Source organism: Arthrobacter echini, from assembly GCF_004803505.1.
Classification (GTDB): Bacteria; Actinomycetota; Actinomycetes; order Actinomycetales; family Micrococcaceae; genus Arthrobacter_D; species Arthrobacter_D echini.
The window spans coordinates 136,434-159,111 of the sequence record NZ_SSWH01000003.1 but is presented as its reverse complement, the minus strand read 5'-3'; the positions used below and the strand labels follow the sequence as shown (position 1 = coordinate 159,111).

General features: G+C 68.8%; 21 protein-coding genes, 1 tRNA gene and 1 riboswitch. Of the genes, 17 read left to right on the top strand and 5 right to left on the bottom strand.

From position 1 onward, the window contains the following. The first annotated feature begins 292 nt into the window (after positions 1-292). Positions 293-1,621, top strand: coding sequence for a histidine--tRNA ligase (gene hisS, locus E8P82_RS04815; RefSeq protein WP_136453364.1), 1,329 nt, complete (start codon positions 293-295; stop codon positions 1,619-1,621). 57 nt (positions 1,622-1,678) lie between these two features. Here hisS and E8P82_RS04810 read toward each other — a convergent pair whose 3' ends face one another. After that, positions 1,679-2,980, bottom strand: coding sequence for an APC family permease (locus tag E8P82_RS04810; protein WP_136453363.1), 1,302 nt, complete (start codon positions 2,978-2,980; stop codon positions 1,679-1,681). Positions 2,981-3,186: 206 nt separating this feature from the next. On the opposite strand from E8P82_RS04810, the gene aspS reads away from it, so the two are divergent. From aspS to hisF, 5 genes are all read left to right on the top strand, one after another. Beyond that, complete coding sequence (gene aspS / locus E8P82_RS04805) at positions 3,187-5,019, top strand: aspartate--tRNA ligase (RefSeq protein ID WP_211096797.1); 1,833 nt, start codon at positions 3,187-3,189, stop codon at positions 5,017-5,019. A gap of 73 nt (positions 5,020-5,092) precedes the next feature. Next, a riboswitch (FMN riboswitch) is annotated at positions 5,093-5,234 on the top strand. Between the two features lie 129 nt (positions 5,235-5,363). Next, complete coding sequence (gene pnuC, locus E8P82_RS04800; RefSeq protein ID WP_136453361.1) at positions 5,364-6,047, top strand: nicotinamide riboside transporter PnuC; 684 nt, start codon at positions 5,364-5,366, stop codon at positions 6,045-6,047. A 101-nt stretch (positions 6,048-6,148) separates the two neighbouring features. After that, on the top strand, positions 6,149-6,412 hold the full coding sequence (locus E8P82_RS04795) for a phosphoribosyl-ATP diphosphatase (protein ID WP_136453360.1): 264 nt from the start codon (positions 6,149-6,151) through the stop codon (positions 6,410-6,412). 63 nt (positions 6,413-6,475) lie between these two features. Further along, positions 6,476-7,321 (top strand): ATP phosphoribosyltransferase, encoded by an 846-nt coding sequence (gene hisG / locus E8P82_RS04790; protein WP_136453359.1) that lies wholly within the window; start codon positions 6,476-6,478, stop codon positions 7,319-7,321. An 8-nt stretch (positions 7,322-7,329) separates the two neighbouring features. After that, positions 7,330-8,106 carry an imidazole glycerol phosphate synthase subunit HisF gene (hisF, locus tag E8P82_RS04785; RefSeq protein WP_136453358.1) on the top strand — a complete coding sequence of 259 codons (777 nt, stop codon included), beginning with the start codon at positions 7,330-7,332 and terminating at the stop codon, positions 8,104-8,106. 25 nt (positions 8,107-8,131) lie between these two features. Here hisF and E8P82_RS04780 read toward each other — a convergent pair whose 3' ends face one another. Next, complete coding sequence (locus E8P82_RS04780) at positions 8,132-8,776, bottom strand: TIGR03085 family metal-binding protein (RefSeq protein WP_136453506.1); 645 nt, start codon at positions 8,774-8,776, stop codon at positions 8,132-8,134. Positions 8,777-8,857: 81 nt separating this feature from the next. On the opposite strand from E8P82_RS04780, the gene hisI reads away from it, so the two are divergent. The 9 genes from hisI (at position 8,858) to pyk (ending at position 17,902) form a co-directional block, all read left to right on the top strand. Further along, the gene (gene hisI / locus E8P82_RS04775; RefSeq protein WP_136453357.1) at positions 8,858-9,292 is read left to right on the top strand and encodes a phosphoribosyl-AMP cyclohydrolase; all 435 of its coding nucleotides are present in this window, start codon (positions 8,858-8,860) and stop codon (positions 9,290-9,292) included. Between the two features lie 4 nt (positions 9,293-9,296). After that, positions 9,297-10,937, top strand: a complete 1,641-nt coding sequence (locus E8P82_RS04770; RefSeq protein ID WP_136453356.1) for an anthranilate synthase component I — start codon at positions 9,297-9,299, stop codon at positions 10,935-10,937. Further along, positions 10,934-11,698 carry a Trp biosynthesis-associated membrane protein gene (locus E8P82_RS04765; RefSeq protein WP_136453355.1) on the top strand — a complete coding sequence of 255 codons (765 nt, stop codon included), beginning with the start codon at positions 10,934-10,936 and terminating at the stop codon, positions 11,696-11,698. The genes E8P82_RS04770 and E8P82_RS04765 overlap by 4 nt, the downstream gene beginning before the upstream one ends. A gap of 84 nt (positions 11,699-11,782) precedes the next feature. Further along, positions 11,783-12,088 (top strand): HGxxPAAW family protein, encoded by a 306-nt coding sequence (locus tag E8P82_RS15255; RefSeq protein WP_246020950.1) that lies wholly within the window; start codon positions 11,783-11,785, stop codon positions 12,086-12,088. Next, positions 12,089-12,916 (top strand): indole-3-glycerol phosphate synthase TrpC, encoded by an 828-nt coding sequence (gene trpC, locus E8P82_RS04755; protein WP_136453354.1) that lies wholly within the window; start codon positions 12,089-12,091, stop codon positions 12,914-12,916. Positions 12,917-13,060: 144 nt separating this feature from the next. Further along, on the top strand, positions 13,061-14,416 hold the full coding sequence (gene trpB / locus E8P82_RS04750; protein WP_136453504.1) for a tryptophan synthase subunit beta: 1,356 nt from the start codon (positions 13,061-13,063) through the stop codon (positions 14,414-14,416). A gap of 35 nt (positions 14,417-14,451) precedes the next feature. Beyond that, positions 14,452-15,354, top strand: coding sequence for a tryptophan synthase subunit alpha (gene trpA, locus E8P82_RS04745; RefSeq protein WP_136453353.1), 903 nt, complete (start codon positions 14,452-14,454; stop codon positions 15,352-15,354). Continuing rightward, positions 15,351-16,340: a prolipoprotein diacylglyceryl transferase gene (gene lgt, locus E8P82_RS04740; RefSeq protein ID WP_136453352.1), complete on the top strand. Its 990-nt coding sequence runs from the start codon at positions 15,351-15,353 to the stop codon at positions 16,338-16,340. Before trpA ends, lgt begins: the two co-directional genes overlap by 4 nt. Positions 16,341-16,411: 71 nt before the next feature. Continuing rightward, a complete protein-coding gene (gene pyk / locus E8P82_RS04735) occupies positions 16,412-17,902 on the top strand; it encodes a pyruvate kinase (RefSeq protein ID WP_136453351.1) in 1,491 nt (496 codons plus the stop codon). Between the two features lie 103 nt (positions 17,903-18,005). Here pyk and E8P82_RS04730 read toward each other — a convergent pair whose 3' ends face one another. Further along, positions 18,006-18,608, bottom strand: coding sequence for an ANTAR domain-containing response regulator (locus E8P82_RS04730; RefSeq protein ID WP_136453350.1), 603 nt, complete (start codon positions 18,606-18,608; stop codon positions 18,006-18,008). Positions 18,609-18,751: 143 nt separating this feature from the next. Between E8P82_RS04730 and E8P82_RS04725 the strand changes: the two genes are divergently transcribed. Together E8P82_RS04725 and E8P82_RS04720 are read left to right on the top strand one after the other, a co-directional pair. Then, a tRNA-Leu gene (locus tag E8P82_RS04725) sits at positions 18,752-18,833 on the top strand. Between the two features lie 148 nt (positions 18,834-18,981). After that, positions 18,982-20,199 (top strand): NRAMP family divalent metal transporter, encoded by a 1,218-nt coding sequence (locus E8P82_RS04720; RefSeq protein ID WP_136453349.1) that lies wholly within the window; start codon positions 18,982-18,984, stop codon positions 20,197-20,199. On the opposite strand, the gene E8P82_RS04715 is transcribed toward E8P82_RS04720, so the two are convergent. Beyond that, complete coding sequence (locus E8P82_RS04715) at positions 20,196-20,894, bottom strand: GntR family transcriptional regulator (protein ID WP_136453348.1); 699 nt, start codon at positions 20,892-20,894, stop codon at positions 20,196-20,198. The genes E8P82_RS04720 and E8P82_RS04715 overlap by 4 nt on opposite strands. Beyond that, the gene (locus E8P82_RS04710; RefSeq protein ID WP_136453347.1) at positions 20,891-22,678 is read right to left on the bottom strand and encodes an acetyl/propionyl/methylcrotonyl-CoA carboxylase subunit alpha; all 1,788 of its coding nucleotides are present in this window, start codon (positions 22,676-22,678) and stop codon (positions 20,891-20,893) included. Before E8P82_RS04710 ends, E8P82_RS04715 begins: the two co-directional genes overlap by 4 nt.

The following is a 22,678-nucleotide window of genomic DNA, read 5'->3' as shown; positions in this document are numbered from 1 at the left end:
ACGATCACCACCGGCACCGCAGAGGACTGCGGACCCTGCACTGAGGCTACTGTACTCAGGGCCACCTCCGGAGGCCCTGCCCGAACGACGACGACGCTGCGTCGTCACGCAGGGGTAGCAGCGCCGTACCGACACTCCGCGGGCGAGCGCAGGGGTTCTCGTCCGGCTCCCCGGGTGGCTGGAGCTTTTCCGGGGGCCGGGCCGCGGCACCTAGGATTGGTGACGCGGACCCGGTCCGCACCGCCGCTCGCCATCGGGCGACGACGACCCCGCACGCGAGGAGACTCACCCCATGGCCCGCAAGGCTTCACTGTCCGGTTTTCCCGAATGGCTCCCGGAGGAGCGCCTGATCGAGCAGCACATCATCGACGTGCTGCGACGGACGTTCGAGCTGCACGGTTTCTCCGGCATCGAGACCAGGGCCGTGGAGACGGTCGGTGATCTGCTGCGCAAGGGCGAGATCGACAAGGAGGTCTACGCGGTCTCCCGACTCCAGGCCGACGAGGCCTCCGCGTCCGAGAGCGGCCTCGCCCTCCACTACGACCTCACGGTTCCGTTCGCACGCTACGTGGTCGAGAATTCCGGGCACCTCGCCTTCCCGTTCCGCCGGTACCAGATCCAGAAGTGCTGGCGCGGAGAGCGTCCGCAGGAGGGGCGGGCACGCGAATTCACCCAGGCGGACATCGACGTCGTCGGGGACGGCGCTCTGCCCTTCCGCTACGACATCGAGCTCGCGCTCACCGTCGTGGAAGCCCTCGGCGCACTTCCCATCCCCGACTTCACCCTGAGGATCAACAACCGCAAACTGGCCGAGGGCTTCTACCGGGCGATCGGGCTGGAGGACACGGCAGCGGTCCTGCGCAGCATCGACAAACTTGAGAAGATCGGGGCGGAGCAGGTGGGTTCGCTGCTGCGCGAGGAGGTCGGAGCGGACCAGGAACAGGTGCGCCTGGCCCTGGAGCTGGCCGGTATCCGCACACCCGACACCTCCTTCGTCGAGCGCGTCCGTGCCCTGGGTGTCAGCGACGAGCTCCTCGAGGAGGGGCTCGAGGAGCTGCGCCAGGTGGTCGCCGAGGCCGCACACCGGGCGCCCGGGCGTGTGGTGGCCGATCTGAGCATTGCGCGCGGCCTGGACTACTACACGGGGACCGTGTACGAGACGGTGCTCGACGGACACGAGAGTCTCGGCTCCATCTGCTCGGGCGGACGCTACGATGCGCTCGCGCGCAAGGGCAATCGAACCTTCCCCGGTGTAGGACTCTCCATCGGCGTCACGCGTATCGTCTCGCGCATTCTCAGCCAGGGTCTCGCGACGGTGTCCCGCCCCGTTCCCACCGCCGTCCTCGTCACACTGGCCGACGAGGGCTCCTGGTCCCAGGCCCAGGAAGTCGCCTCAGCGCTGCGCGTTCGTGGCATCCCTGCCGAGGTCGCCGCGAACGCCGAGAAATTCGGGAAGCAGATCAAATTCGCGGACCGTCGCGGGATCCCCTTCGTCTGGTTCACCGACACCGAGGGCGCGCACGAGGTCAAGGACATCCGCTCGGGCGAGCAGCACGCCGCCGATCCGGGATCGTGGCTGCCGCCCGCGGGGGACCTGCGCCCAATCGTCAGCGCGCGGTAGCCCGGGGCTCCGGCAGCCGGCGGTCACCGGGTGGCAGGCCGCTGCCCCCGGGCCCGATCAGCCGGCCCGGTCGACGCCGCGACCACCCTGCCGCCCGAGCGCATGCAGGAGCACCCCGGCTGCCAGGACGGCGAGCATGGCGAGGACCTGCGGCCAGGGAAGCGCGAGGGCCAGTGCCACGCAGCCCACAGCACCCACCGCGTTCAGCCAGCGTGGCCAGTACCACCGGCGTCCGCCCAGCGTGAGTGCGGCGATGTTGATCACTGCGGAGTGCACGAGGATGCCCAGGCTGGCGAGGCTGATGGCGGTCACCACGTCCGTGGTGAGCACGAGGACCACCACGACGGCGGCGATCACGAGATCCGTGATCCACGGGAGCGGATTCCGCGCCACCGAGTCCCTTCCCACCGAGTCCCGCACCGGGACCTGTGCCAGCGCGTGAGGTAGATCCCCGTTCCGGACCAGCCCATGACCTGCTCGCCCCACCAGAGTGATCAGGCCGAGCAGCGCGCCGAGGCCGGCGAGGACTGCTGCGCCACGGACGACCGTATCGAGGACGCCGTCGGACCCGTCTCCGGCCGCACCGCCCACGAGGTCCCTCAGTGGAGTGGTCGTCTCCGCCAGGGCGAGCGGACCGAGTGCCTCCAGGAGCGAGACGGACAGCAGGAGATAGAGGACCGTCGTGACGCCGAGTGCTCCGACGATGACCGCCGGGATGTTGCGGTGTGGCTCACGGACCTCCTCACCCATCCGTGCGATGCGCGAGTATCCGGCGAAGGCGAAGAGGGCCAGCGCCGCACCCTGCAGAACGCCGCCCACCCCCACGGGACCGGTCACGGCACCGCTGCCGGCCGCGGCCGGGGACGCGAAGCCGACCACGACCACGAAGGCCAGGACGGGGAGCACGAGCGCGATGACGACGCGCGTCACCAGTACAGAGCGCGTGATGCCGAAGCGGTTGACGATCAGCAGGGCGACGACGGCGGCGACCGCCACGGGCCGCTCACTGCCCGGGGCCACGTGGAGACCGACGGTGAGCGCCGCGGCAGCACACGCTGCCAGTCTGCCCGTGAGCAACCCCCAGCCCGCGACGGCAGCAGCCCACCATCCGAGCTGTTCCCGGCCCGATGCGTCGGCGCCGGTGGGAGGTGCCTGCGCAGCCGCGAGCACGGCAGCTGCGGTGGCATTGCAGTAGGCCAGAAAACCTGCGATCACCACCGCCAGCGGCAGCAGCACACCTGCGGCGGCAGCGGCCGGGCCGAAGACGACGAAGGCACCTGCGCCGATGATGGAGCCGATCCCGACCGTCGTCGCGTCGAAACCTCCCAGGACCCGGCGGGGCACCGGTGGCTGCGCCATGTCTCTCCTCGTGTCGGATCGGACCCGGTCGCGGCACGTAGGACCGGGGCCGACGGCTTCGATGCCGATACCGACCCCACACCCCACCTGTCACGATGCCGTCGGCGCGACCGGTAACGTTGATCGCGCTCGACCCAACTCTAGGTGGGTGCACGAAGTGCCTGCCACCCCTCTGTCACCTCTGTACCTCTGTGGGAAGGAATGCTGTGCTGCGCACGCATGAACTCGGTTCCCTTCGACCCGAGCACGTAGGACGAACGGTCACGCTGGCCGGATGGGTTGCCCGCCGCCGGGACCACGGCGGTGTCGCGTTCGTCGATCTCAGGGATGCCTCCGGCGTCGCCCAGGTGGTGGTCCGCGAGGAGGAGGTGTTCTCCGCCCTGCGCAACGAATACGTGCTGCAGGTCGTGGGAACGGTGCAGCAGCGCCCGGCGGGCAACGAGAACCCCGCCCTTCCCACGGGTGAGGTGGAGGTCATCGCGGACACCGTCACCATCCTCAATACCTCGGACCCGCTGCCCTTCCAGATCGACGAGCACGTGGAGGTCGGCGAGGAGGCACGCCTGCGCCATCGCTACCTCGATCTGCGCCGGCCCGGCCCCCAGGCCAACCTGCGGCTCCGTTCCGAGGCGAGCCGGGTGGCGCGTGAACTGCTGCACCGCGACGGCTTCGTGGAGATCGAGACCCCCACGCTCACGCGCTCCACGCCCGAGGGTGCCCGTGATTTCCTCGTCCCGGCGCGCCTGGCGCCCGGGTCCTGGTACGCCCTGCCGCAGTCACCCCAGCTGTTCAAGCAGCTCCTGCAGGTCGGCGGGTTCGAGAAGTACTACCAGCTGGCCCGCTGCTACCGCGACGAGGACTTCCGGGCGGACCGCCAGCCGGAATTCACCCAGCTCGACATCGAGGCGAGCTTCGTCGAGGAGGACGACATCATCGCCCTCGGCGAGCAGCTCGTGGCGGCCCTGTGGAAGCTGATCGACGTCGAGATCCCCCTGCCCATCCGCCGGATGACCTACGCCGACGCGATGGCCAGGTACGGCTCCGACAAGCCCGATCTCCGCTTCGGCCTGGAGCTGACGGAACTGACGGAGTTCTTCCAGGACACGGGTTTCGGGGTCTTCAGGGCCCCCTACGTGGGCGCCGTCGTGATGCCCGGTGGAGCCTCGCAGCCGCGTCGTCAGCTCGACGCCTGGCAGGAATGGGCCAAGCAGCGCGGCGCCAGGGGTCTGGCCTACGTGCTGATCGACGACGACGGCAGTATGCGCGGACCCGTGGCGAAGAATCTGAACGACGCCGAGAAGGACGCCCTGCCCGCCGCGACCGGGGCCGGGCCGGGAGACTGTATCTTCTTCGCCGCAGGTGACCGGGTCTCCTCGCGCGCCATCCTCGGGGCCGCCCGCGTGGAGATCGGCCGCCGCACCGGCATGATCAGGGAGGGTGACTGGGCCTTCGTCTGGATCGTCGACGCTCCGATGTTCGAGCCGGCCTCGGCCGCCGTCGCCGCCGGGGACGTGGCCGTCGGCGGTGGCGCCTGGACAGCCGTCCACCACGCCTTCACGTCCCCGAAACCGGAGTTCCTCGACACGTTCGACACGGAGCCCGAGAACGCTCTCGCGTATGCCTACGACATAGTGTGCAACGGCAACGAACTCGGTGGCGGCTCCATCAGGATCCACCGGCGGGACGTGCAGGAGCGCGTCTTCGCCGTGATGGGCCTGAGCGCCGAGGAGGCCCAGGAGAAGTTCGGCTTCCTGCTCGAGGGCTTCAAGTACGGCGCACCCCCGCACGGCGGGATAGCCCTGGGCTGGGATCGGGTGGTGTCCCTGCTCGCCGGGACGGATTCCATCCGCGATGTCATCGCGTTCCCGAAGTCCGGCGGCGGCTACGATCCGCTGACGGCTGCGCCGGCACCGATCACGGCCCAGCAGCGCAGGGAGGCCGGCGTCGACGCCGTACCGAGGACGGATACCGCATCGCAGTCCGACGCCGTCCCCGGATCCGATGCAGCCCTCATGACGGACGTGCCGACCGACGCGTGACGGATCACTGACGGCTGACCGGGACCAGATCCGGGGCTGACGGAGGACCTGTTCTGTGACAGAATCGGCACAGTACGTGCTCCGGGGTCGGTGTAAGTCCGAACCGGCGGTGATAGTCCGCGACCCGCTCCACGTTCCGCACCCGCGGGACGGGATCGGTTGAGCCGGTGGAATTCCGGGACCGACAGTCAAAGTCTGGATGGGAGAAGCACGCACAGCAGGGTCCTGCCGTCGCCTGGTCATCGGGTCGCGGCCATGAGGGCGTCCCTTGCGCGGTATGAGCGCGCAAGGGAGGTGCCTGGTGCTGCCATTTCCCGGAGTCGTCATAGTGACGAAGGATCGGCATGGACTTTCTGCAGTGGCTCTTCGAGGCCCGCATCCCCGTTGGCAGTGGCTCGCTCCTGGTCCGCGAGGTGGTGGGTAATGTCTTCGGACTGCTCAGCGCCCTCGGCGGCATGCGGCGCCGGATCTGGGCATGGCCCGTCGGCATCGTCGGCAACCTCCTGCTCCTGACCGTGTTCCTCGGCTCGCTCTTCGGCGGGGCCGGCGCAGCGAATCTGCTCGGGCAGGCCGGACGGCAGATCATGTTCATCATGGTCTCCGTCTACGGCTGGCGGCAGTGGCAGCGCAGCCGCCGGAGCGGCGGGCAGGCCGTCACCCCGCAGTGGGCGGGGACGAGGATCCGTCTCGGCATGGTGGTCTTCATGATCGCCGGCACACTCGTGCTCACGCCCCTGTTCCGCGTGCTCGGGTCCTACGAGCCGGTCTGGGCCGACGCCTGGACCTTCGTGGGATCCCTCCTGGCCACCTACGGCATGGCCAAGGGGTGGGTCGAGTTCTGGCTCGTCTGGGTCGCCGTCGACCTGGTGGGTGTGCCCCTGCTCTTCAGCGCCGGCTACTACGCCACGGCCTTCATGTACGTGTTCTACGGTGGCTTCACCCTGGTGGGCTTCTTCGTCTGGGCCCGTGCCCAGCGCCATGCCAAGCCGAGCATCGAGACCCTGCTGCCCGATCCCACGCTGCAGTGACGTCGCCGGGCACGAGGGAGAGCAGCCGCGATACGGAGTTCTGCGTCACAGCATCGGCCTGCCGTGAGGTTCCGCTCCCCGGGAGCCGATAGCCTAGGGACGTGAAGACCTTTGATTCCCTGTTCGAGGAGCTCAGCGTGAAGTCCGCCGAGCGGCCCGAGGGATCGCGGACCGTCGCCGAGCTCGACGGGGGCATCCACGGCATCGGCAAGAAGATCGTCGAGGAGGCCGCCGAGGTCTGGATGGCCGCGGAGTACGAGTCGACCGAGAACACCGCCGAGGAGATCTCGCAGCTGGTCTACCATCTGCAGGTGCTCATGATCGCCAAGGGTCTGCGTCCCCAGGACGTCTACGAGCATCTGTAGCCGCGACGGCCTACGCCCGCGGCTCCCGCTCGGCCCCTACCTCTCGAGTGAAGGATCTCCTCCATGCTCCGTGTCGCAGTCCCCAACAAGGGCGCCCTCTCCGAGGCCGCCTCGTCCATGCTCGCCGAGGCAGGCTACCGCCAGCGCCGAGACGCGCGCGAGCTCGTCCTCGTCGATCCCGAGAACGAGATCGAGTTCTTCTTCCTCCGCCCGCGTGATATCGCCGTGTACGTCGGGTCGGGAACCCTGGAGGTCGGCATCACCGGGCGTGATCTGCTGCTCGATGCGCAGGTCCCCGCCGAGGAGCGTCTGCAGCTGGGCTTCGCCGCGTCCACCTTCCGGTTCGCCGGACCGCAGGGGGACTTCTCGTCCCCGGACGAGCTCCAGGGCAAGCGTATTGCCACCAGCTTCGAGAATCTGCTGACCGACTACCTCGCCCAGCGGCAGATCGCAGCGACCGTCGTCCGGCTCGACGGCGCTGTCGAGTCCTCCGTGCGCCTCGGCGTCGCCGACGCGATCGCCGACGTCGTCGAGACCGGAACGACGCTGCGGGCAGCCGGGATGGAGATCTTCGGCGAACCGATCCTCGAGAGCGAGGCCGTGCTGATCGTCCGGGCCGGCGTCCAGGCGCCCGCCGGACTGGACGTGCTGCTGCGGCGTCTGCAGGGCGTCCTGGTGGCGCGCCAGTACGTCATGATGGACTACGACATCCGCGCGGATCTCGTCGGCGCCGCCGCCGCGCTGACGCCCGGGCTGGAGTCGCCAACGGTCTCACCGCTGCGCGACTCCGACTGGGTGGCCGTGCGCTCCATGGTCAGGCGCGAGAGGACCAACCGGATCATGGACGAACTGTACGACCTCGGAGCCCGGGCCATCCTCGTGAGCACCATCCACGCCTGCAGGATCTAGGAGCAGCCATGACCGTCGCGATCCGCGTGATCCCGTGCCTCGACGTCGATGCCGGCCGTGTCGTCAAGGGCGTCAACTTCCAGGAACTGCGCGATGCCGGCGACCCGGTGGAGTTCGCCCACCGCTACGACCGCGGTGGTGCCGACGAACTCACGTTCCTCGACGTCACGGCGTCCTCGGGGAACCGGGAGACGACATTCGACGTCGTCGCCCGTACTGCGGAGGAGGTCTTCATCCCGCTCACCGTCGGAGGGGGCGTCCGCGAGCTCGCGGACGTGGACCGCCTGCTGCGCCATGGTGCGGACAAGGCCTCGATCAACACCGCCGCGGTCGCCAGACCTGCCATCATCGACGAGATCACCGCCCACTTCGGCGCCCAGGTTCTCGTGCTCTCGCTCGATGCCCGGCGCACCCGGGATGCGGCCACGACGACACCGTCGGGCTTCGAGGTCACCACGCACGGCGGCCGCCGGGGCACCGGGATCGATGCCGTGGCGTGGGCGAGAGAGGCAGCCGACCGCGGGGTGGGGGAGATCCTGCTCAACTCCATCGACGCCGACGGCACGAAGGAGGGCTTCGACCTCGACCTCATCCGTGCCACGCGGGCCGCCGTCGGCGTACCGCTCATCGCCTCGGGTGGAGCAGGCAGACCCGAGCACTTCCCCCCGGCCGTGCAGGCGGGTGCCGATGCCGTCCTCGCCGCGTCGATCTTCCACTTCGGCGCGCAGGACGCCATCGCCCAAGTCAAGTCGGCCATCCGCGAGGCGGGCTTCCCGGTTCGCTGAGCAGGCCGGGTGAGCTGCCGGAGGCTCAGATCCCGACGTCGGCGCTCGAGAGCAGCGCCACGGCGTCCGGCTGGCCCTCGAACGTGACCAGCGCCTGCTCGCGGCGGCCGTGGGCGTGCATCACCAGTTCTCCCGGTTCACCGATGATGGCCACCGAGACCGGCGCCCGCTTGGCCACGTGGCGCGGACCGTTGGGCCGCACGAGGATGACGCCCACATCAACTCCGCGGTACATGAGCGCGGCTCGCTTGATGAGTTCGTCCCACAGGGCGTCGGCGTAGTCGTCGTCGAGGGCCCGTGGAGCCCAGCGGTCCGTCGCCCGCCTCACGTCCTCGGTGTGCACGAAGTACTCGATGAGATTGGCGCTGCGGTCGATCACCGGCAGACGCATCGGCGAGAGCTTCGGAGGGCCGGCCTCGAACCGTCGGACCAGGGCCGAGTACCCTGCAGGCGAACCGGCACGCTCCGCCGTCTCCCTGGTCACGCGGTCGGTCATGGCTGCGAGCCTCTTGACGACCATGCCGACGCCGGTCGCCGGACGATGCTCGCGGAGGTAGAGGTGCGCGGCAAGTTCGCGCGTGGTCCACCCCTCGCACAGGGTATCGGCGTCGGGGCCCGCTGCGAGCAGCGTTTCGGCCAGAACCTCTCGGGACGGGATCACGTAGCGCATCACTGCTGAAACTAGCACGATGCGCCCACCTGTGCCGAGGGTGCATGATCCGACACGGGTGACGCCGGTAGAATCGACCCGATGGCCTCCATGACACCCGCCCCGACTCGCGCTGCTCCGACGACCCCGAGCGGTGCCCCGCACGAGCAGCTGGATCCGGCGATCGCCGGGCTGCTGCGGAAGGACGACGCCGGACTCGTCGCCGCCGTCGTCCAGCAGTACGACTCGCGGGAGGTGCTCATGCTCGGCTGGATGGACGAGGAAGCTCTGCGACGCACCCTGACCAGTGGGCGCGTGACGTTCTACTCGCGGTCCCGCTCCGAGTACTGGCGCAAGGGGGACACGTCCGGGCATCGCCAGTGGGTCAGGGCCGTGGCCCTGGACTGCGACGGCGATGCCCTGCTGGTCACGGTGGACCAGGAGGGTGCGGCCTGCCATACGGGTACCCGGACCTGCTTCGACGGCCGGGCGCTCCCGGTCGTGACGGGTCACCGGCCCGACAGCGAAGGATCCTGATCCGATGCGGCACCCGGGAACCATCAGCCCCACGCTCGAGGAGTTCCGTGTACTCGCGAGGACACGCCGCGTCGTGCCGGTGAACCTGGTCGTGCTCGCCGACGCGCTCACGCCGATCGGCATCTATCGCACGCTCGCCGCGGGCCAGCCGGGCACCTTCCTCATGGAGTCGGCGGCCGTCGGCGGCGTATGGTCTCGGTACTCGTTCATCGGCTCGCGCTCGCGCGCCGTACTGACCACGCGCGACGGCGATGCACACTGGCTCGGGGAGCCACCGGTGGGCGTACCCGTGGACGGCGATCCCGTGGAGGCTCTGCGGCTCACGGTCGAGGCACTGCGGACCGAGCGGTTCGAGGACCTGCCGCCCTTCACCTCCGGCATGGTGGGATTCGTCGGCTGGGAAGCGGTGCGGCACTGGGAGAGGTTGACGAGTCCTCCCGAGGACGACCTCCTGCTTCCGGAGCTGGCCATGTGCCTCGTCTCGGACCTGGCCATCCACGACAACTCGGAGGGCTCCCTGACGCTGGTCGCGAACGCCATCAACTTCGACGGCACCGACGACCGCGTCGACGAGGCGTGGCACGACGCCGTCGCCCGGGTCCACGCGATGCTCTCCCGGGTCCTGACGCCGACCGAATCGGCCGTGTCGGTGCTTGACACGGACGCGTCGACCTCGCAGCGGGCGATGGACCGGGTGCGCGAGTCGTGGTTCGAACCCGACTACCTCGCCGCGATCGAGCGCGGGAAACGGGCGATCGTCGACGGGGACGTCTTCCAGGTGGTCATCAGCCGTCGCTTCGAGATCGACTGCGATGCCTCCGCCCTGGATGTCTACCGGGTGCTGCGCACGACGAACCCGAGCCCCTACATGTACCTGTTCAGCCTCGAGGACGCCGCGGGGCGGACCTACTCGATCGTGGGCAGTTCACCCGAGGCGCTCGTGACGGTCACCGGCGACGAGGTCATCACGCATCCCATCGCCGGTTCCAGGCCGCGCGGGCGCACCACCGAGGAGGACCGCAGCCTCGCCGTCGAACTCCGGGCCGACACGAAGGAGAAGGCCGAGCACCTCATGCTCGTGGACCTGGCCCGCAACGACCTGTCCAAGGTGTGCAGACCCGGCAGCGTCGATGTCACGCAGTTCATGGAGGTGGAGAAGTTCAGCCACATCATGCATCTCGTCTCCACCGTGGTGGGACGGCTCTCACCGGGCAGGAGCGCCTACGACGTCCTCGCGGCCACCTTCCCCGCGGGAACCCTCTCAGGAGCCCCGAAGCCCCGCGCGCTACGCCTGATCGACGAGGTGGAACCCCACCGGCGCGGGATCTACGGGGGAGTGGTCGGCTATCTCGACTTCGCCGGCGACATGGACCTGGCCATCGCGATCCGTTCGGCACTGCTGCTCGACGGCACGGCCTACGTCCAGGCAGGAGGCGGGATCGTCGCGGACTCGGTGCTCGACGCCGAGGCGCAGGAGACCGTCAACAAGGCCGCCGCTCCACTCCGCGCGGTCCTGGCCGCGGCCGGACTGCGCTCGGCGGCCCCCGGGCAGGATCGACCGGAGGCGTCGGTGACCGGCGCCCAGTCGCGGGACGCCCGGACGACGGGCGATCCGGCGGGCGACCTACCGGTGGGTGCGCAGTGAGCGAACCGACACCGGCCGGCACCGGCTCAGGGCCGCAGGCCCAGCGACGTTCCGTGCGTCGGGGAAGCGTGGTCCTGGGGATCGTCGTCGTCTCGCTGCTGGCGTTCGGTTCGACGACGCAGACCTGGCTCACCGTCGCGCTGCCGCAGGAAACCGTGCAGAGCCCCGATCTGATGATCGCCGGCAGCGACGCCGCCACACCCGTGACGGCGTTCGCACTCGTGGCACTGGCGGCTGCGATCGCGGTCTCGATCGCCGGGCGGGTGGCACGGTGGATCATCGCCGTCATCCTCGTGCTCTCCGGGATCGGGATCGTGCTCTCGAGCGCCGGCGTGGCGCTCGACCCCGCTGCCGCCGCCCGGCCGGCCATCGGCGCAGCCATCGGTGTCACGACTCCGGCCGGAGCGGACGCCTCGGCGACCTGGCTGCCGTGGCTCGCGGTCGTCGCGGGTATTCTGCTGGTCCTGGCTGCGGTATGGGTGGTCCTGGCCGGCCGTGGCTGGGGATCCAACCGCCGCTACGACTCCGGCACCAGGGACGACTCCCGGGGAAGGGCCGGGGAAGATGTCCGGGAAGCACCGGTCAGGTCCTCCGGCGACGTACCGCCGGGTGTGCTCCCGCCGGACGGGGTGGAGACCGCGGAGCGGGCGGAGACCTCGGATCAGCCGGGAGTCGTGCAGCCCGCGGCGAGGCGTCGCTCTGCCCACGCGGACGAGATCGACAGCTGGGACGAACTCTCCCGCGGCAACGACCCGACCTGAACCGACGAGACCCCCGCGGTCCATGCCTGCTGCCCCGCCCATCAATGGCAGAATGGGAGCAGACCCGTTCGAAGGAGATGTCCCATGGCAGCCGAGACCCGTACCGCGCAGCACCGTAATTCGTCCGAGAACCATTCCCGCCAGCCGGACGAGACGATCGGACACGGCAACAGCCCTGCGGCCTGGACCTGCGTGATGATCATGCTGGTCGGTGCCGCCGTCGCCTCCTTCGCCTACATCCTCGCGAGCACCGACGGCAACCACGACTTCGGCACCCTGCTGTTCTGGATAGGTATCGCCGTCATGTTCGTCGGCCTGCTCGTCGGCTTCGTCCTCCGCAGGATCGGCTACGGCGTGGGCGGGTCGAAGCTGAAGAACAACGCACACTAGATGACGGTCCTCGACGACATCATCGAGGGCGTCCGCGAGGATCTCGCGGCACGCCTACGTCAGGTGAGCCTCGAGGACGTCCGGGCCGCGGCCGCCGCAGCCCCGGCTCCGCTGGACGCGTTCGAGGCGCTCAGCAGCGGGCGGGGCAGCGACGTGGCGGTCATCGCCGAGGTCAAGCGAAGCAGCCCCTCCAAGGGTGCACTCGCGGACATCGCCGACCCCGGGGACCTGGCGGCGGCCTATGCCCGGGGCGGTGCGAGTATCATCTCCGTCCTCACGGAAGAGCGGCGCTTCGGCGGATCGCTGGCCGATCTCGACGCCGTACGCGCAGCAGTGCGCATCCCGGTGCTGCGCAAGGACTTCACGGTCGACGAGTACCAGATCTGGGAGGCCCGCGCCCACGGTGCCGACGTCATCCTCCTGATCGTCGCGGCTCTCACGGATGCCGAGCTCACCTCGTTCCTCTCCCTGACCGGGGAACTGGGGATGCAGGCGATCGTCGAGACCCATACAGCGGACGAGGTGCACCGCGCGGCGGCTGCGGGTGCCTCGATCATCGGCGTGAACGTGCGCAATCTGAAGACACTCGACGTGGACCGGTCGGTCTTCGCCGGGCTGGCAGAGCTGATCCCCGCAGACGCCGTCGTCATTGCCGAATCAGGGGTGCGCGGGTCCGCGGATGTCGCCTCCTATGCCGCTGACGGAGCACATGCCGTGCTGGTCGGTGAGGCTCTCGTCCGCGGCGACGACCCCGCGGCAACCATCAGGGAGTTCCGGCAGGCCGGCCGGGAGGCCTGGCAGGACTCCGCCATGGTCGCCGGCCGCTGAGGAGCGCTGCAGGGAATCTGCTGCAGCGCTGGCTTTCGCAATGACGTACGACAGTGACATTCGGAACGAACCGAGACGACACGAATCCCGCCGGCGTACCGCCCGGGACGGGATCAACAGGACAGGAGTGCTGCAGTGACCGAGATGCACCAGGCCACGGAACGCCAAGGCGCTGATGCCGGGCCGGTGGACGCCACCGACGTCGGATCGGTCGAGGCATTCCTCAGCCACGACGAGAGCCTGCGACACGCGCCCGGCCCCTATTTCGGCGCCTACGGCGGGCGCTGGATGCCCGAGTCCCTCATCGCAGCCCTCGACGAACTGCAGGACACGTTCGACAAGGCCAAGGCCGATCCCGAGTTCACCGCCCAGGTGGCGGACCTCAACAGGAACTACGCGGGCCGCCCGTCGCTGCTCACCGAGGCGAGGCGTTTCGCCGAGCACTGCGGGGGTGTGCGGGTCTTCCTCAAGCGCGAGGACCTGAACCACACCGGCTCCCACAAGATCAACAACGTGCTGGGGCAGGCCCTGCTCGCCAAGCGGATGGGCAAGACCCGCGTGATCGCCGAGACCGGTGCCGGGCAGCACGGCGTCGCGAGCGCGACGGCCGCAGCCCTGCTCGGGCTCGAGTGCGTGGTCTACATGGGGGCGGAGGACACGCGGCGGCAGGCTCTGAACGTGGCGCGCATGCAGTTGCTCGGCGCGACCGTCGTCCCCGTCACCACCGGCTCGCAGACGCTCAAGGACGCCATCAACGATGCCCTGCGCGACTGGGTCGCGAATGTGGAGAACACCCACTATCTGCTCGGCACCGCGGCAGGGGCACATCCGTTCCCTGCTCTGGTCAGGTACTTCCACGAGGTCATCGGGGAGGAGACCAGACAGCAGATCCTGGAGCAGACGGGCCGGCTGCCGGACGCGGTGTGCGCCTGTGTGGGCGGCGGCTCCAACGCGATCGGGATGTTCCATGGCTTCCTCGACGACCCCGAGGTGGCCCTCCACGGCTTCGAGGCAGGTGGTGACGGGGTCGACACCGGCCGCCACGCAGCCACCATCACCCTCGGACGTCCGGGGGTGCTGCACGGCGCCCGGTCCTACCTGATGCAGGACGAGGACGGCCAGACCATGGAGTCGCACTCCATCTCGGCCGGCCTCGACTATCCCGGTGTCGGGCCCGAGCATGCCTACCTCGCGGACATCGGACGCGCGACCTACGAGCCGATCACCGATGCCGAAGCCATGGAGGCCTTCACCGTCCTCTGCCGGACCGAGGGGATCATCCCCGCGATCGAGACGGCACACGCCCTCGCCGGCGCCATGAAACTCGGTCAGCGCCTCGTCGCAGCTCTCCGGCCGGGAGAGCAAACCGATGACAAGGTGATCGTGGTCAACCTGTCCGGGCGGGGGGACAAGGACGTGGCCACCGCTGCGGGGTACTTCGATCTCCTGCCGGACGAGAGCGCCGAGCAGGAGATCGCCGAGGACGGTGAGCAGCTGTGACGTCGGCATCCGGGCATCGGTCGGTACCTCCTGACGTGGGCGGGTCCCGAGCCGCGGCAGCGATAGAGAAGGCCCGCAGCGAAGGCCGAGCGGCGCTCATCGGTTATCTGCCCGCCGGTTTTCCCGACGTCCGGACCACCATCGACGCCGGCATCGCCATGGCACGCAACGGCATGGACCTCATCGAGGTCGGCATCCCGTACTCCGATCCGGTGATGGACGGACGCGTGATCCAGGAAGCCACCGTCGAGGCGCTGTCCAATGGGTTCACGGTGTCGCAGATCTTCGAGGTGGTCGAGGGCATCACGCGCAGCACCGATGCGGCCGTCCTGGTCATGACCTACTGGAACCCGGTGATGCGGATGGGGGTGCGTCGGTTCGCCGAGCGTCTCGCGGCGGCGGGCGGCGCCGGACTCATCACTCCGGACCTGATTCCCGACGAGGCGTCCGAATGGCTCGAGGTCTCCGAGGACCTCGGTCTGGACCGGGTGTTCCTGGTGGCGCCGTCCACATCCCCGGAGCGGATGCACCGCACCGTCGAGGCGAGTCGCGGCTTCGTCTATGCGGTCTCGGTGATGGGGGTCACCGGGGCGAGGTCGTCCGTCGGCGCCGCCGCCGAAGCGGTGGTCGCCGCCGCCCACGAGGCCGGTGCCGAGCGCGTCTGCGTGGGGCTGGGTGTCTCCTCCTCGGACCAGGTGCGCGAGATCGGCGCCTACGCCGACGGCGTCATCGTGGGTACCGCGCTCGTCGCTGCACTGCGCGACGGCGGCGTCGAGGCGGTTGCGCGCCTCACGAGGGACCTCAGCTCGGGAACGGCGCGAGGAAGCAGCGGCAGGGACGAGGGCACGGGTGACGGCACAGCTGACGGGCCCGCCGGCGGCGCCGTCGACAGCACCGGCCACAGCACCGGTGCGAGGACGTCGGGCGGCCCCGCATGATGCAGGCCGGCCTCGCGGCATCGATCCCGAGTCCGCCCTCGCAGTGGGCCAGCTTCGATATCGGTCCCCTCACCATCCACGTCTACGCCCTGTGCATCCTCGCCGGGATCGTCCTGGCGGTGATCCTGACGCAGAAGCGTTTCGTGGCGTTCGGTGGTCATGCGGACACCGTGTGGGACATCGCGATCTGGGCGATCCCCTTCGGCATCATCGGAGGCCGGCTCTACCATGTCGTCTCCTCGCCCGACGCCTACTTCGGTCCTGACGGCGATCTCGCCCGGATCCCGCAGATCTGGCAGGGCGGACTCGGCATCTGGGGGGCGATAGCCCTCGGAGCCCTCGGAGCCTGGATCGGGGCACGCAGGGCGGGAGTGAAGCTCTCCGCCTTCGCCGACGCGGCAGCTCCCGGCGTCCTGCTGGCACAGGCGGTGGGACGGCTGGGGAACTGGTTCAACCAGGAACTCTTTGGTGCACCCACGACCCTGCCGTGGGGACTCGAGATCGACGCCGACAACCCGAATTTCCCGCCGGGTCAGGAGCCCGGGACACTCTTCCACCCGACCTTCCTCTACGAACTCCTCTGGAATCTCGCCGGTGTGGTGCTCCTGCTCCTGCTCGCGCGGAAGATCCGGCTGCGTGGCGGACGCATGGTGTGGCTCTACGTGGCGTACTACACCCTCGGCCGGGTCTGGATCGAGACACTCAGGATCGACGACGCCGAGCAGGTCTCGCTCTTCGGCATCACCCAGCGCCTCAATGTGTGGACCAGCATCGCCGTCTTCCTCGTCGCACTGGGAGTCCTGATCTATCTGTTCGTCAAACGTCGTCCGGGGAAGGATCCCTCCGTCTACCTTCCGGGCCGCGGACCCCGGACCACGCAGGAGGAGGGAACCGGGCCCGTCGACGACGGATCCGGTGACCGCGTGATGAAGAGCACGGCGGAGCGGAACGGACGAGAGGGTGCAGCCGGGAAGAACGAGTCCTGAGCGGTCCGGAACCGACGCCGGCTCGTCGCCACGCACAATCCACACCACGCAACACGACTAGGCTAGGTTTCATGAGACGCGCAAAAATCGTTGCAACATTCGGCCCCGCGATCGACAGTTACGAGAGCACACTCGCGGTGCTCGACGCCGGCGTCGACGTCGCGCGCATGAACATGAGTCACGGTGACTACTCCGTGCACAGCGGTACCTACGAGAACGTCCGCCGGGCGGCCGCGGAACTCGGCAAGCCCGTGGCGATCTTCGCCGATCTGCAGGGCCCCAAGATCCGCCTAGGCCGCTTCTCGGACGGACCGCACCAGCTCAGTGCGGGGGACACGTTCACCATCACCACCGAGGACATCGAGGGCACCCCCGAGATCAGCTCGACCACGTTCAAGGGCCTGCCCGCCGACGTCGCCATCGGTGACCTGCTCCTGATCGACGACGGCAAGATCTGCCTGCGGGCGACGGCCGTGGACAGCACGAGTGTCACCACCGAGGTGGTGATCGGCGGCATGGTGTCGAACAACAAGGGCATCAACCTTCCCGGAGTGGCCGTGAACGTCCCGGCCCTCAGTGACAAGGACGAGGAGGACCTCCGCTGGGCGCTCCAGCTCGGGGTCGACATGGTGGCGCTCTCGTTCGTCCGGGACGCCGCGGACATCGACCGAGTACACGAGATCATGGACGAGGAGGGCCGCAGGGTCCCGGTCATCGCGAAGATCGAGAAGCCGCAGGCCGTGAAGGCCCTCGAGTCGATCGTCGACGCCTTCGACGCAATCATGGTGGCCCGCGGCGATCTCGGCGTCGAGCTGCCGCTGGAGGACGTCCCGATCGTGCAGAAGAATGCCGTGGAGCTCGCCCGTCGCTGGGCCAAGCCCGTCATCGTGGCGACCCAGGTCCTCGAGTCGATGATCGAGAACCCGCGCCCCACCCGGGCCGAGGCCTCGGACTGCGCCAATGCCGTGCTCGACGGCGCGGACGCGGTGATGCTCTCGGGGGAGACCAGTGTGGGAAAGTACCCGATCGAGACCGTGCGCACCATGGCGAACATCATCGAGTCGACGGAGCTCCACGGGCTCGAGCGCGTGCCCGCCCTGGGCAGCAAGCCCAAGACCCGCGGAGGTGCCATCACCCGAGCCGCAGTGGAGATCTCGGACCAGCTCGAAGTCAAGTACATCTGCACGTTCACCCAGTCGGGGGATTCGGCGCGCCGCCTCTCCCGGCTGCGACCGAAGAAGCCGGTCTTCGCCTTCACCCCGGTGCAGTCGACGCTGAATGCCATGTCACTGCTGTGGGGCATCCAGCCCAGGCTCGTCGAGTTCGTGGAGCACACCGACCAGATGACCGCGCAGGTGGACCGCGTCCTCTTCGAGCAGGGACTGGTGGAGGTCGACGACCTCGTGGTCATCGCGGCCGGTTCACCTCCCGGACAGGCGGGGTCGACCAACTCCATCAAGGTGCACAGGGTCGGCGACATCACGGATGCGGGCCAGCTGCCCGACGACCACACCTCCTTCATCAAGGAGGACGTGGGTCCCTGGCCCGTCAAGAAGAAATAGTAGGGCGCAGCCGGATCGATCCGGCTGATCCAGCCGGTCCGGCTCCGGTCAGGACCACGAAGACCCCCATCCGGCCGGATGGGGGTCTTCGTGCGTCCATGTCTCAGTTCACCTGGTTGATGATGGTCTCGGCCACCTCACGCATCCCCAGGCGCCGGTCCATCGACGTCTTCTGGATCCAGCGGAATGCCTCGGGCTCGGTGAGACCCATTTTCGTGGTCAGCAGGCTCTTGGCGCGTTCGACCAGCTTCCGCGTGGCGAACTGCTCCTGCAGATCGCTGACCTCGGCCTCGAGCGCGAGGATCTCCTCGTGGCGCGACATCGCGATCTCGATGGCCGGGATGAGATCAGCAGGTGTGAAGGGCTTCACCACGTAGGCCATCGCTCCGGCATCCCGTGCCCGCTCGATGAGTTCCTTCTGACTGAACGCCGTCAACAGGACCACCGGGGCAATCCGGGCCTTGACGATCTGCTCGGCCGCCGTGATGCCGTCCAGCACGGGCATCTTCACGTCCATGAGCACGAGGTCGGGCCGGTGCTCCGTGGCCAGCGCAACAGCCTTCTCGCCGTTGTCCGCCTCGGCCACCACCTCGTAGCCCTCTCCGCGCAGGATCTCGACGATGTCCAGTCGGATGAGCGTCTCGTCCTCGGCCACGACGACCCGGCGTGCGGGCCCGGAGGGCGTGGACTCGGTGTTTTCAGACACTGGTGCTCCTTGGTCACGATGATGATTCAGGGGTCGCTCGACGCTCTCGTCCTGACCCCGAAAACAGCCTATCGGCATGTAGAGTGGTTTCTCGCACCAGGGGCACCCGAGCCGGTCGGCTGACGGCACCCTGTGCAGGTACGGCCCGAATGGCGGAATCGGCAGACGCGCTGCACTCAAAATGCAGTATCGAGAGATGTGTGGGTTCGAGTCCCACTTCGGGCACCGTCGTGAGCCGGATGGACGGCTGGAAACAGGGCAGTCAGTGCGGAGAACATTGTTCAACAATCTCTTGCCGAGATTGTTGAACAACCTGTAGGGTCGTCTCCACCATCCGATGTGACCGTAGTCACCATGTTCGAACGGACGATCCATGGCAGAGACCGGCAGTACGCCACGATTGAGTTCATCCACGCGGCGCACAGCTCTGCTGGGCGCGATGTTCCTGATGGCGACCAGCGCCATCGGACCCGGGTTCATCACCCAGACCACGGTCTTCACCGCCCAGATCGGCGCAGCGTTCGCCTTCGCCATCCTGGCCTCGATCCTCATCGACATCGCCGTCCAGCTCAACGTCTGGCGGGTCATCGGCGTCTCCGGCCTCCGCGCCCAGGAGCTGGGCAACCGGGTCATCCCCGGAGTCGGCTGGTTCCTGGCCGGGCTGGTCTTCATCGGGGGCGTGGTCTTCAACATCGGCAACATCGCCGGAACCGGGCTCGGCGCCAATGCGATGCTCGGCCTCGACCCGAAGATCGGCGGCGCCGTCTCGGCGATCATCGCCATCATGATCTTCGTCAGCAAGAAGGCCGGCATGGCACTGGACCGCATCGTGGTGATCCTCGGTGCCATCATGATCCTGCTGATGATCTATGTCGCGATCGTCGCCGCACCGCCGCTCGGAGAAGCCCTGCGGAACGCCGTCCTCCCGGAGCAGATCGACTTCCTCATCATCACCACCCTCGTCGGTGGCACCGTGGGCGGCTACATCACCTATGCAGGCGCCCACCGCATGCTCGACTCCGGCGCGACCGGCATCGAGAGCGTGAAGGAGATCACCCGCAGCTCCGTCCTGGGCATCATCGTCACCGGTCTCATGCGCGTCCTGCTGTTCCTGGCCATCTTCGGCGTCGTCGCCGGCGGAGCGGTGCTCTCGAGCGAGAACATGGCAGCCGAGGCCTTCGGGATCGCCGCCGGTGACGTCGGCATGCGCCTGTTCGGAATCGTCCTCTGGGCAGCAGCGATCACCTCGGTGATCGGCGCGGCGTTCACCTCGGTCTCGTTCATCACGTCCTCGAGGACGCCTGATCGCACGCGCAATCTCATCACGGTCGCCTTCATCGCCGGGTGTGCTGTGGCCTATCTGTTCCTCGGCCAGGCACCTCAGCAACTGCTCATCTTCGCCGGGGCGTTCAACGGACTGATCCTGCCCGTCGGATTCGGCGTGCTGCTCTGGGTGGCGTGGCGCCGCCGGGACCTGATGCACGGTTACGTCTACCCGAGGTGGCTGCTGGTGATCGGTGTCCTCACCTGGTTCCTCACCCTGTTCCTCGGCTACACCTCGATCACCGGGCTGGCTCAACTGTGGGGCTAGGTGCTGATCCGGCGAACCAGCTCCGTCTCGGCGTCGTCCAGGTAGGCGCGTAGTCCTTCCGCGGCCGCCAGCCGATCTCCGGCCCGAAGCCGTTCGACGAGCCGGACGTTGCGCTCCACGAAGTGGGCGTGGAAGTCGGGAGCCGAGGTCATGGCGTGGAAGACCAGTCGCATCTCCGCGAGCACACGGTCCATGAGCACCCGGAGGGAGGAACTGCCGGTGAGGTCCACCACGCTACTGTGCAGGGCCTGGTTCGCATCGGCCATGTCCGCAACCGCACCGTCGTCCCGCGCCGTCAGGGCGCGTTGCACGATGCTCTCCATGCTCTCCAGTGCCTCCGCGCTGAGCTCACCCCAGAGGACGGCGGCCGGTTCGATGGCGCGGCGCACGCGGTAGATCTCGCGTACCTCCTCGATCCCGGGTGAGGCGACGAATACTCCCCGATTCGGGATCCTCGTGATCACGGATTCACCGGCGAGCGCAGAGAAGGCCTCACGCAGCGTGTTGCGGGAGACCCCGAGCGAGGTCGAGAGGGTCTGCTCGGAGAGCTTGGTCCCGGGCGTGAGATCTCCCGCCGCGATCCGCGCGCGCAGGACGGAGGCGACCCACCCGGCGGTGTGCGCGTACTCCGCCGAGCCGGCGGGACGGTCCCGGTCAGCATCCGCCGTCGGCGTGGTGTCTTCGGCTGTCGTCACGACGGGAGGCCACCCACCGTTCCCAGTGCCTCGCCGCGGACGACGACCCCGCCGGGCTCCTGGTCACCGCGACGGAAGACCCCGGCCACCGAGCAGACCACGTCGGTCTCCATCTTCATGGCTTCGATCACCGCGACGGACTGCCCGACCGTGATCAACGCGCCGTCGTCGACCAGCCATTTCACCAGGGTCCCACCCATCGACGCCGTGACCGCGCGGTCCTTGGCCGGGTCACGGCCGACAGTACCGTCGTCGCCGGCACCGCCGCGGACTGCCGGACCGGCGGCCCGATCGATCGGTGCTCCAGCGCCGTTCATGAGGGCCGCGAAGACGGTGGCGGGCAGTCCCAGCTGGACGGCCCTGCCGTCGATCTCCACGGTGAGGGTCTGGCGGCGGGCCACGGGCGAGGCCGTGCCACTCGAGAGTGCTGCGTCCAGCCGTGGGGCGAAGGCGCCCTCTATCCACGTGGTGTGGACCCGGAGTGTCCCGGGGTCGGTGAAATCGGGCTCGCGCACCACGGCCCGGTGGAACGGAAGGACGGTCGGCAGGCCCTCGATCCGCAGTTCGTCGAGGGCGGCACGTGCGCGCCGCAGCGCCTGGGGACGATCCTCGCCGTGCACGATCAGCTTGGCCATCAAGGAGTCGTACTGGGCCGGCACACTCGAGCCGGGCCGGACCCCCGTGTCCACCCGGACACCGGCGCCGGTGGGTGCCTCGAACACGTCCACAGGACCGGGGGAGGGCAGGAAACCGCGGCCCGGATCCTCGGCGTTGAGGCGGAACTCGAACGCGTGACCGGTCGGTGCCGGGTCCTCGGTGATGCTCATCGGCAGTCCGGCCGCAATCCGGAACTGTTCACGCACCAGGTCGACGCCCGAGGTCGCCTCGGTCACCGGATGCTCCACCTGCAGGCGCGTATTGACCTCGAGGAAGGAGATCACGCCGTCGGGGGCCACCAGGTATTCGACGGTACCGGCGCCGATGTAGCCGGCCTCGCGGCAGATGGCGCGGGCCGACTCGTGGATGCGCACACGCTGGTCCGCGGTGAGGAACGGTGCCGGAGCCTCCTCGACGAGCTTCTGATTACGACGCTGCAGCGAGCAGTCGCGGGTCCCCACGACGACGACGGTGCCGTGCGTATCGGCGAGCACCTGCGCCTCGACGTGCCTCGGTGTCGCGAGGAACCGTTCGACGAAGCACTCGCCGCGACCGAACGCGGCGGTCGCTTCACGGACCGCGGAATCGAAGGCGTCGTCGATGTCCTCCAGTCTGTGGGCTATGCGCATCCCGCGGCCGCCCCCGCCGTAGGCGGCCTTGATGGCGACGGGCACGCCGTGCTCCTCCGCGAAGGCACGGACCTCGCCGGCGGTCGCGGCCGGCCCGTCCGATCCCGGAACCAGGGGCGCGCCGACCTTCACGGCGATGTCCCTGGCCGTGACCTTGTTGCCGAGGATCCTGATCGCCTCGGGGGGTGGCCCGATCCAGGTGAGACCGGCATCCAGCACGGCCTGGGCGAAGTCGGCGTTCTCCGACAGGAACCCGTACCCCGGATGCACGGCGTCCGCCCCGGCGCGGGCAGCCACGTCGAGGAGCCCGGCGATGTTCAGATAGGTGTCCGCACTCGATGATCCGGGCAGGGCGTATGCCTCGTCGCTGAGGCGGACGTGCAGGGCATCGGCGTCGACGTCGGAGTACACGGCGACCGAGGTCAGCTCCGCATCGGTGCACGCCCGGATGATGCGCACGGCGATCTCGCCGCGGTTGGCGATCAGGACCTTCTTCAT

Bases quoted from the DNA above. Each gene is read 5' to 3' on its own strand.
- pyk (WP_136453351.1), top strand. From the start codon at position 16,412: ATGAGACGCGCAAAAATCGTTGCAACATTCGGCCCCGCGATCGACAGT.
- E8P82_RS04780 (WP_136453506.1), bottom strand. From the start codon at position 8,776: ATGCGCTACGTGATCCCGTCCCGAGAGGTTCTGGCCGAAACGCTGCTC.
- trpC (WP_136453354.1), top strand. From the start codon at position 12,089: ATGACGGTCCTCGACGACATCATCGAGGGCGTCCGCGAGGATCTCGCG.
- E8P82_RS04710 (WP_136453347.1), bottom strand. From the start codon at position 22,678: ATGAAGAAGGTCCTGATCGCCAACCGCGGCGAGATCGCCGTGCGCATC.
- E8P82_RS04810 (WP_136453363.1), bottom strand. From the start codon at position 2,980: ATGGCGCAGCCACCGGTGCCCCGCCGGGTCCTGGGAGGTTTCGACGCG.
- E8P82_RS15255 (WP_246020950.1), top strand. From the start codon at position 11,783: ATGGCAGCCGAGACCCGTACCGCGCAGCACCGTAATTCGTCCGAGAAC.
- hisI (WP_136453357.1), top strand. From the start codon at position 8,858: ATGGCCTCCATGACACCCGCCCCGACTCGCGCTGCTCCGACGACCCCG.
- lgt (WP_136453352.1), top strand. From the start codon at position 15,351: ATGATGCAGGCCGGCCTCGCGGCATCGATCCCGAGTCCGCCCTCGCAG.
- hisG (WP_136453359.1), top strand. From the start codon at position 6,476: ATGCTCCGTGTCGCAGTCCCCAACAAGGGCGCCCTCTCCGAGGCCGCC.
- pnuC (WP_136453361.1), top strand. From the start codon at position 5,364: ATGGACTTTCTGCAGTGGCTCTTCGAGGCCCGCATCCCCGTTGGCAGT.
- trpB (WP_136453504.1), top strand. From the start codon at position 13,061: ATGCACCAGGCCACGGAACGCCAAGGCGCTGATGCCGGGCCGGTGGAC.
- hisS (WP_136453364.1), top strand. From the start codon at position 293: ATGGCCCGCAAGGCTTCACTGTCCGGTTTTCCCGAATGGCTCCCGGAG.
- E8P82_RS04720 (WP_136453349.1), top strand. From the start codon at position 18,982: ATGGCAGAGACCGGCAGTACGCCACGATTGAGTTCATCCACGCGGCGC.
- hisF (WP_136453358.1), top strand. From the start codon at position 7,330: ATGACCGTCGCGATCCGCGTGATCCCGTGCCTCGACGTCGATGCCGGC.
- E8P82_RS04770 (WP_136453356.1), top strand. From the start codon at position 9,297: ATGCGGCACCCGGGAACCATCAGCCCCACGCTCGAGGAGTTCCGTGTA.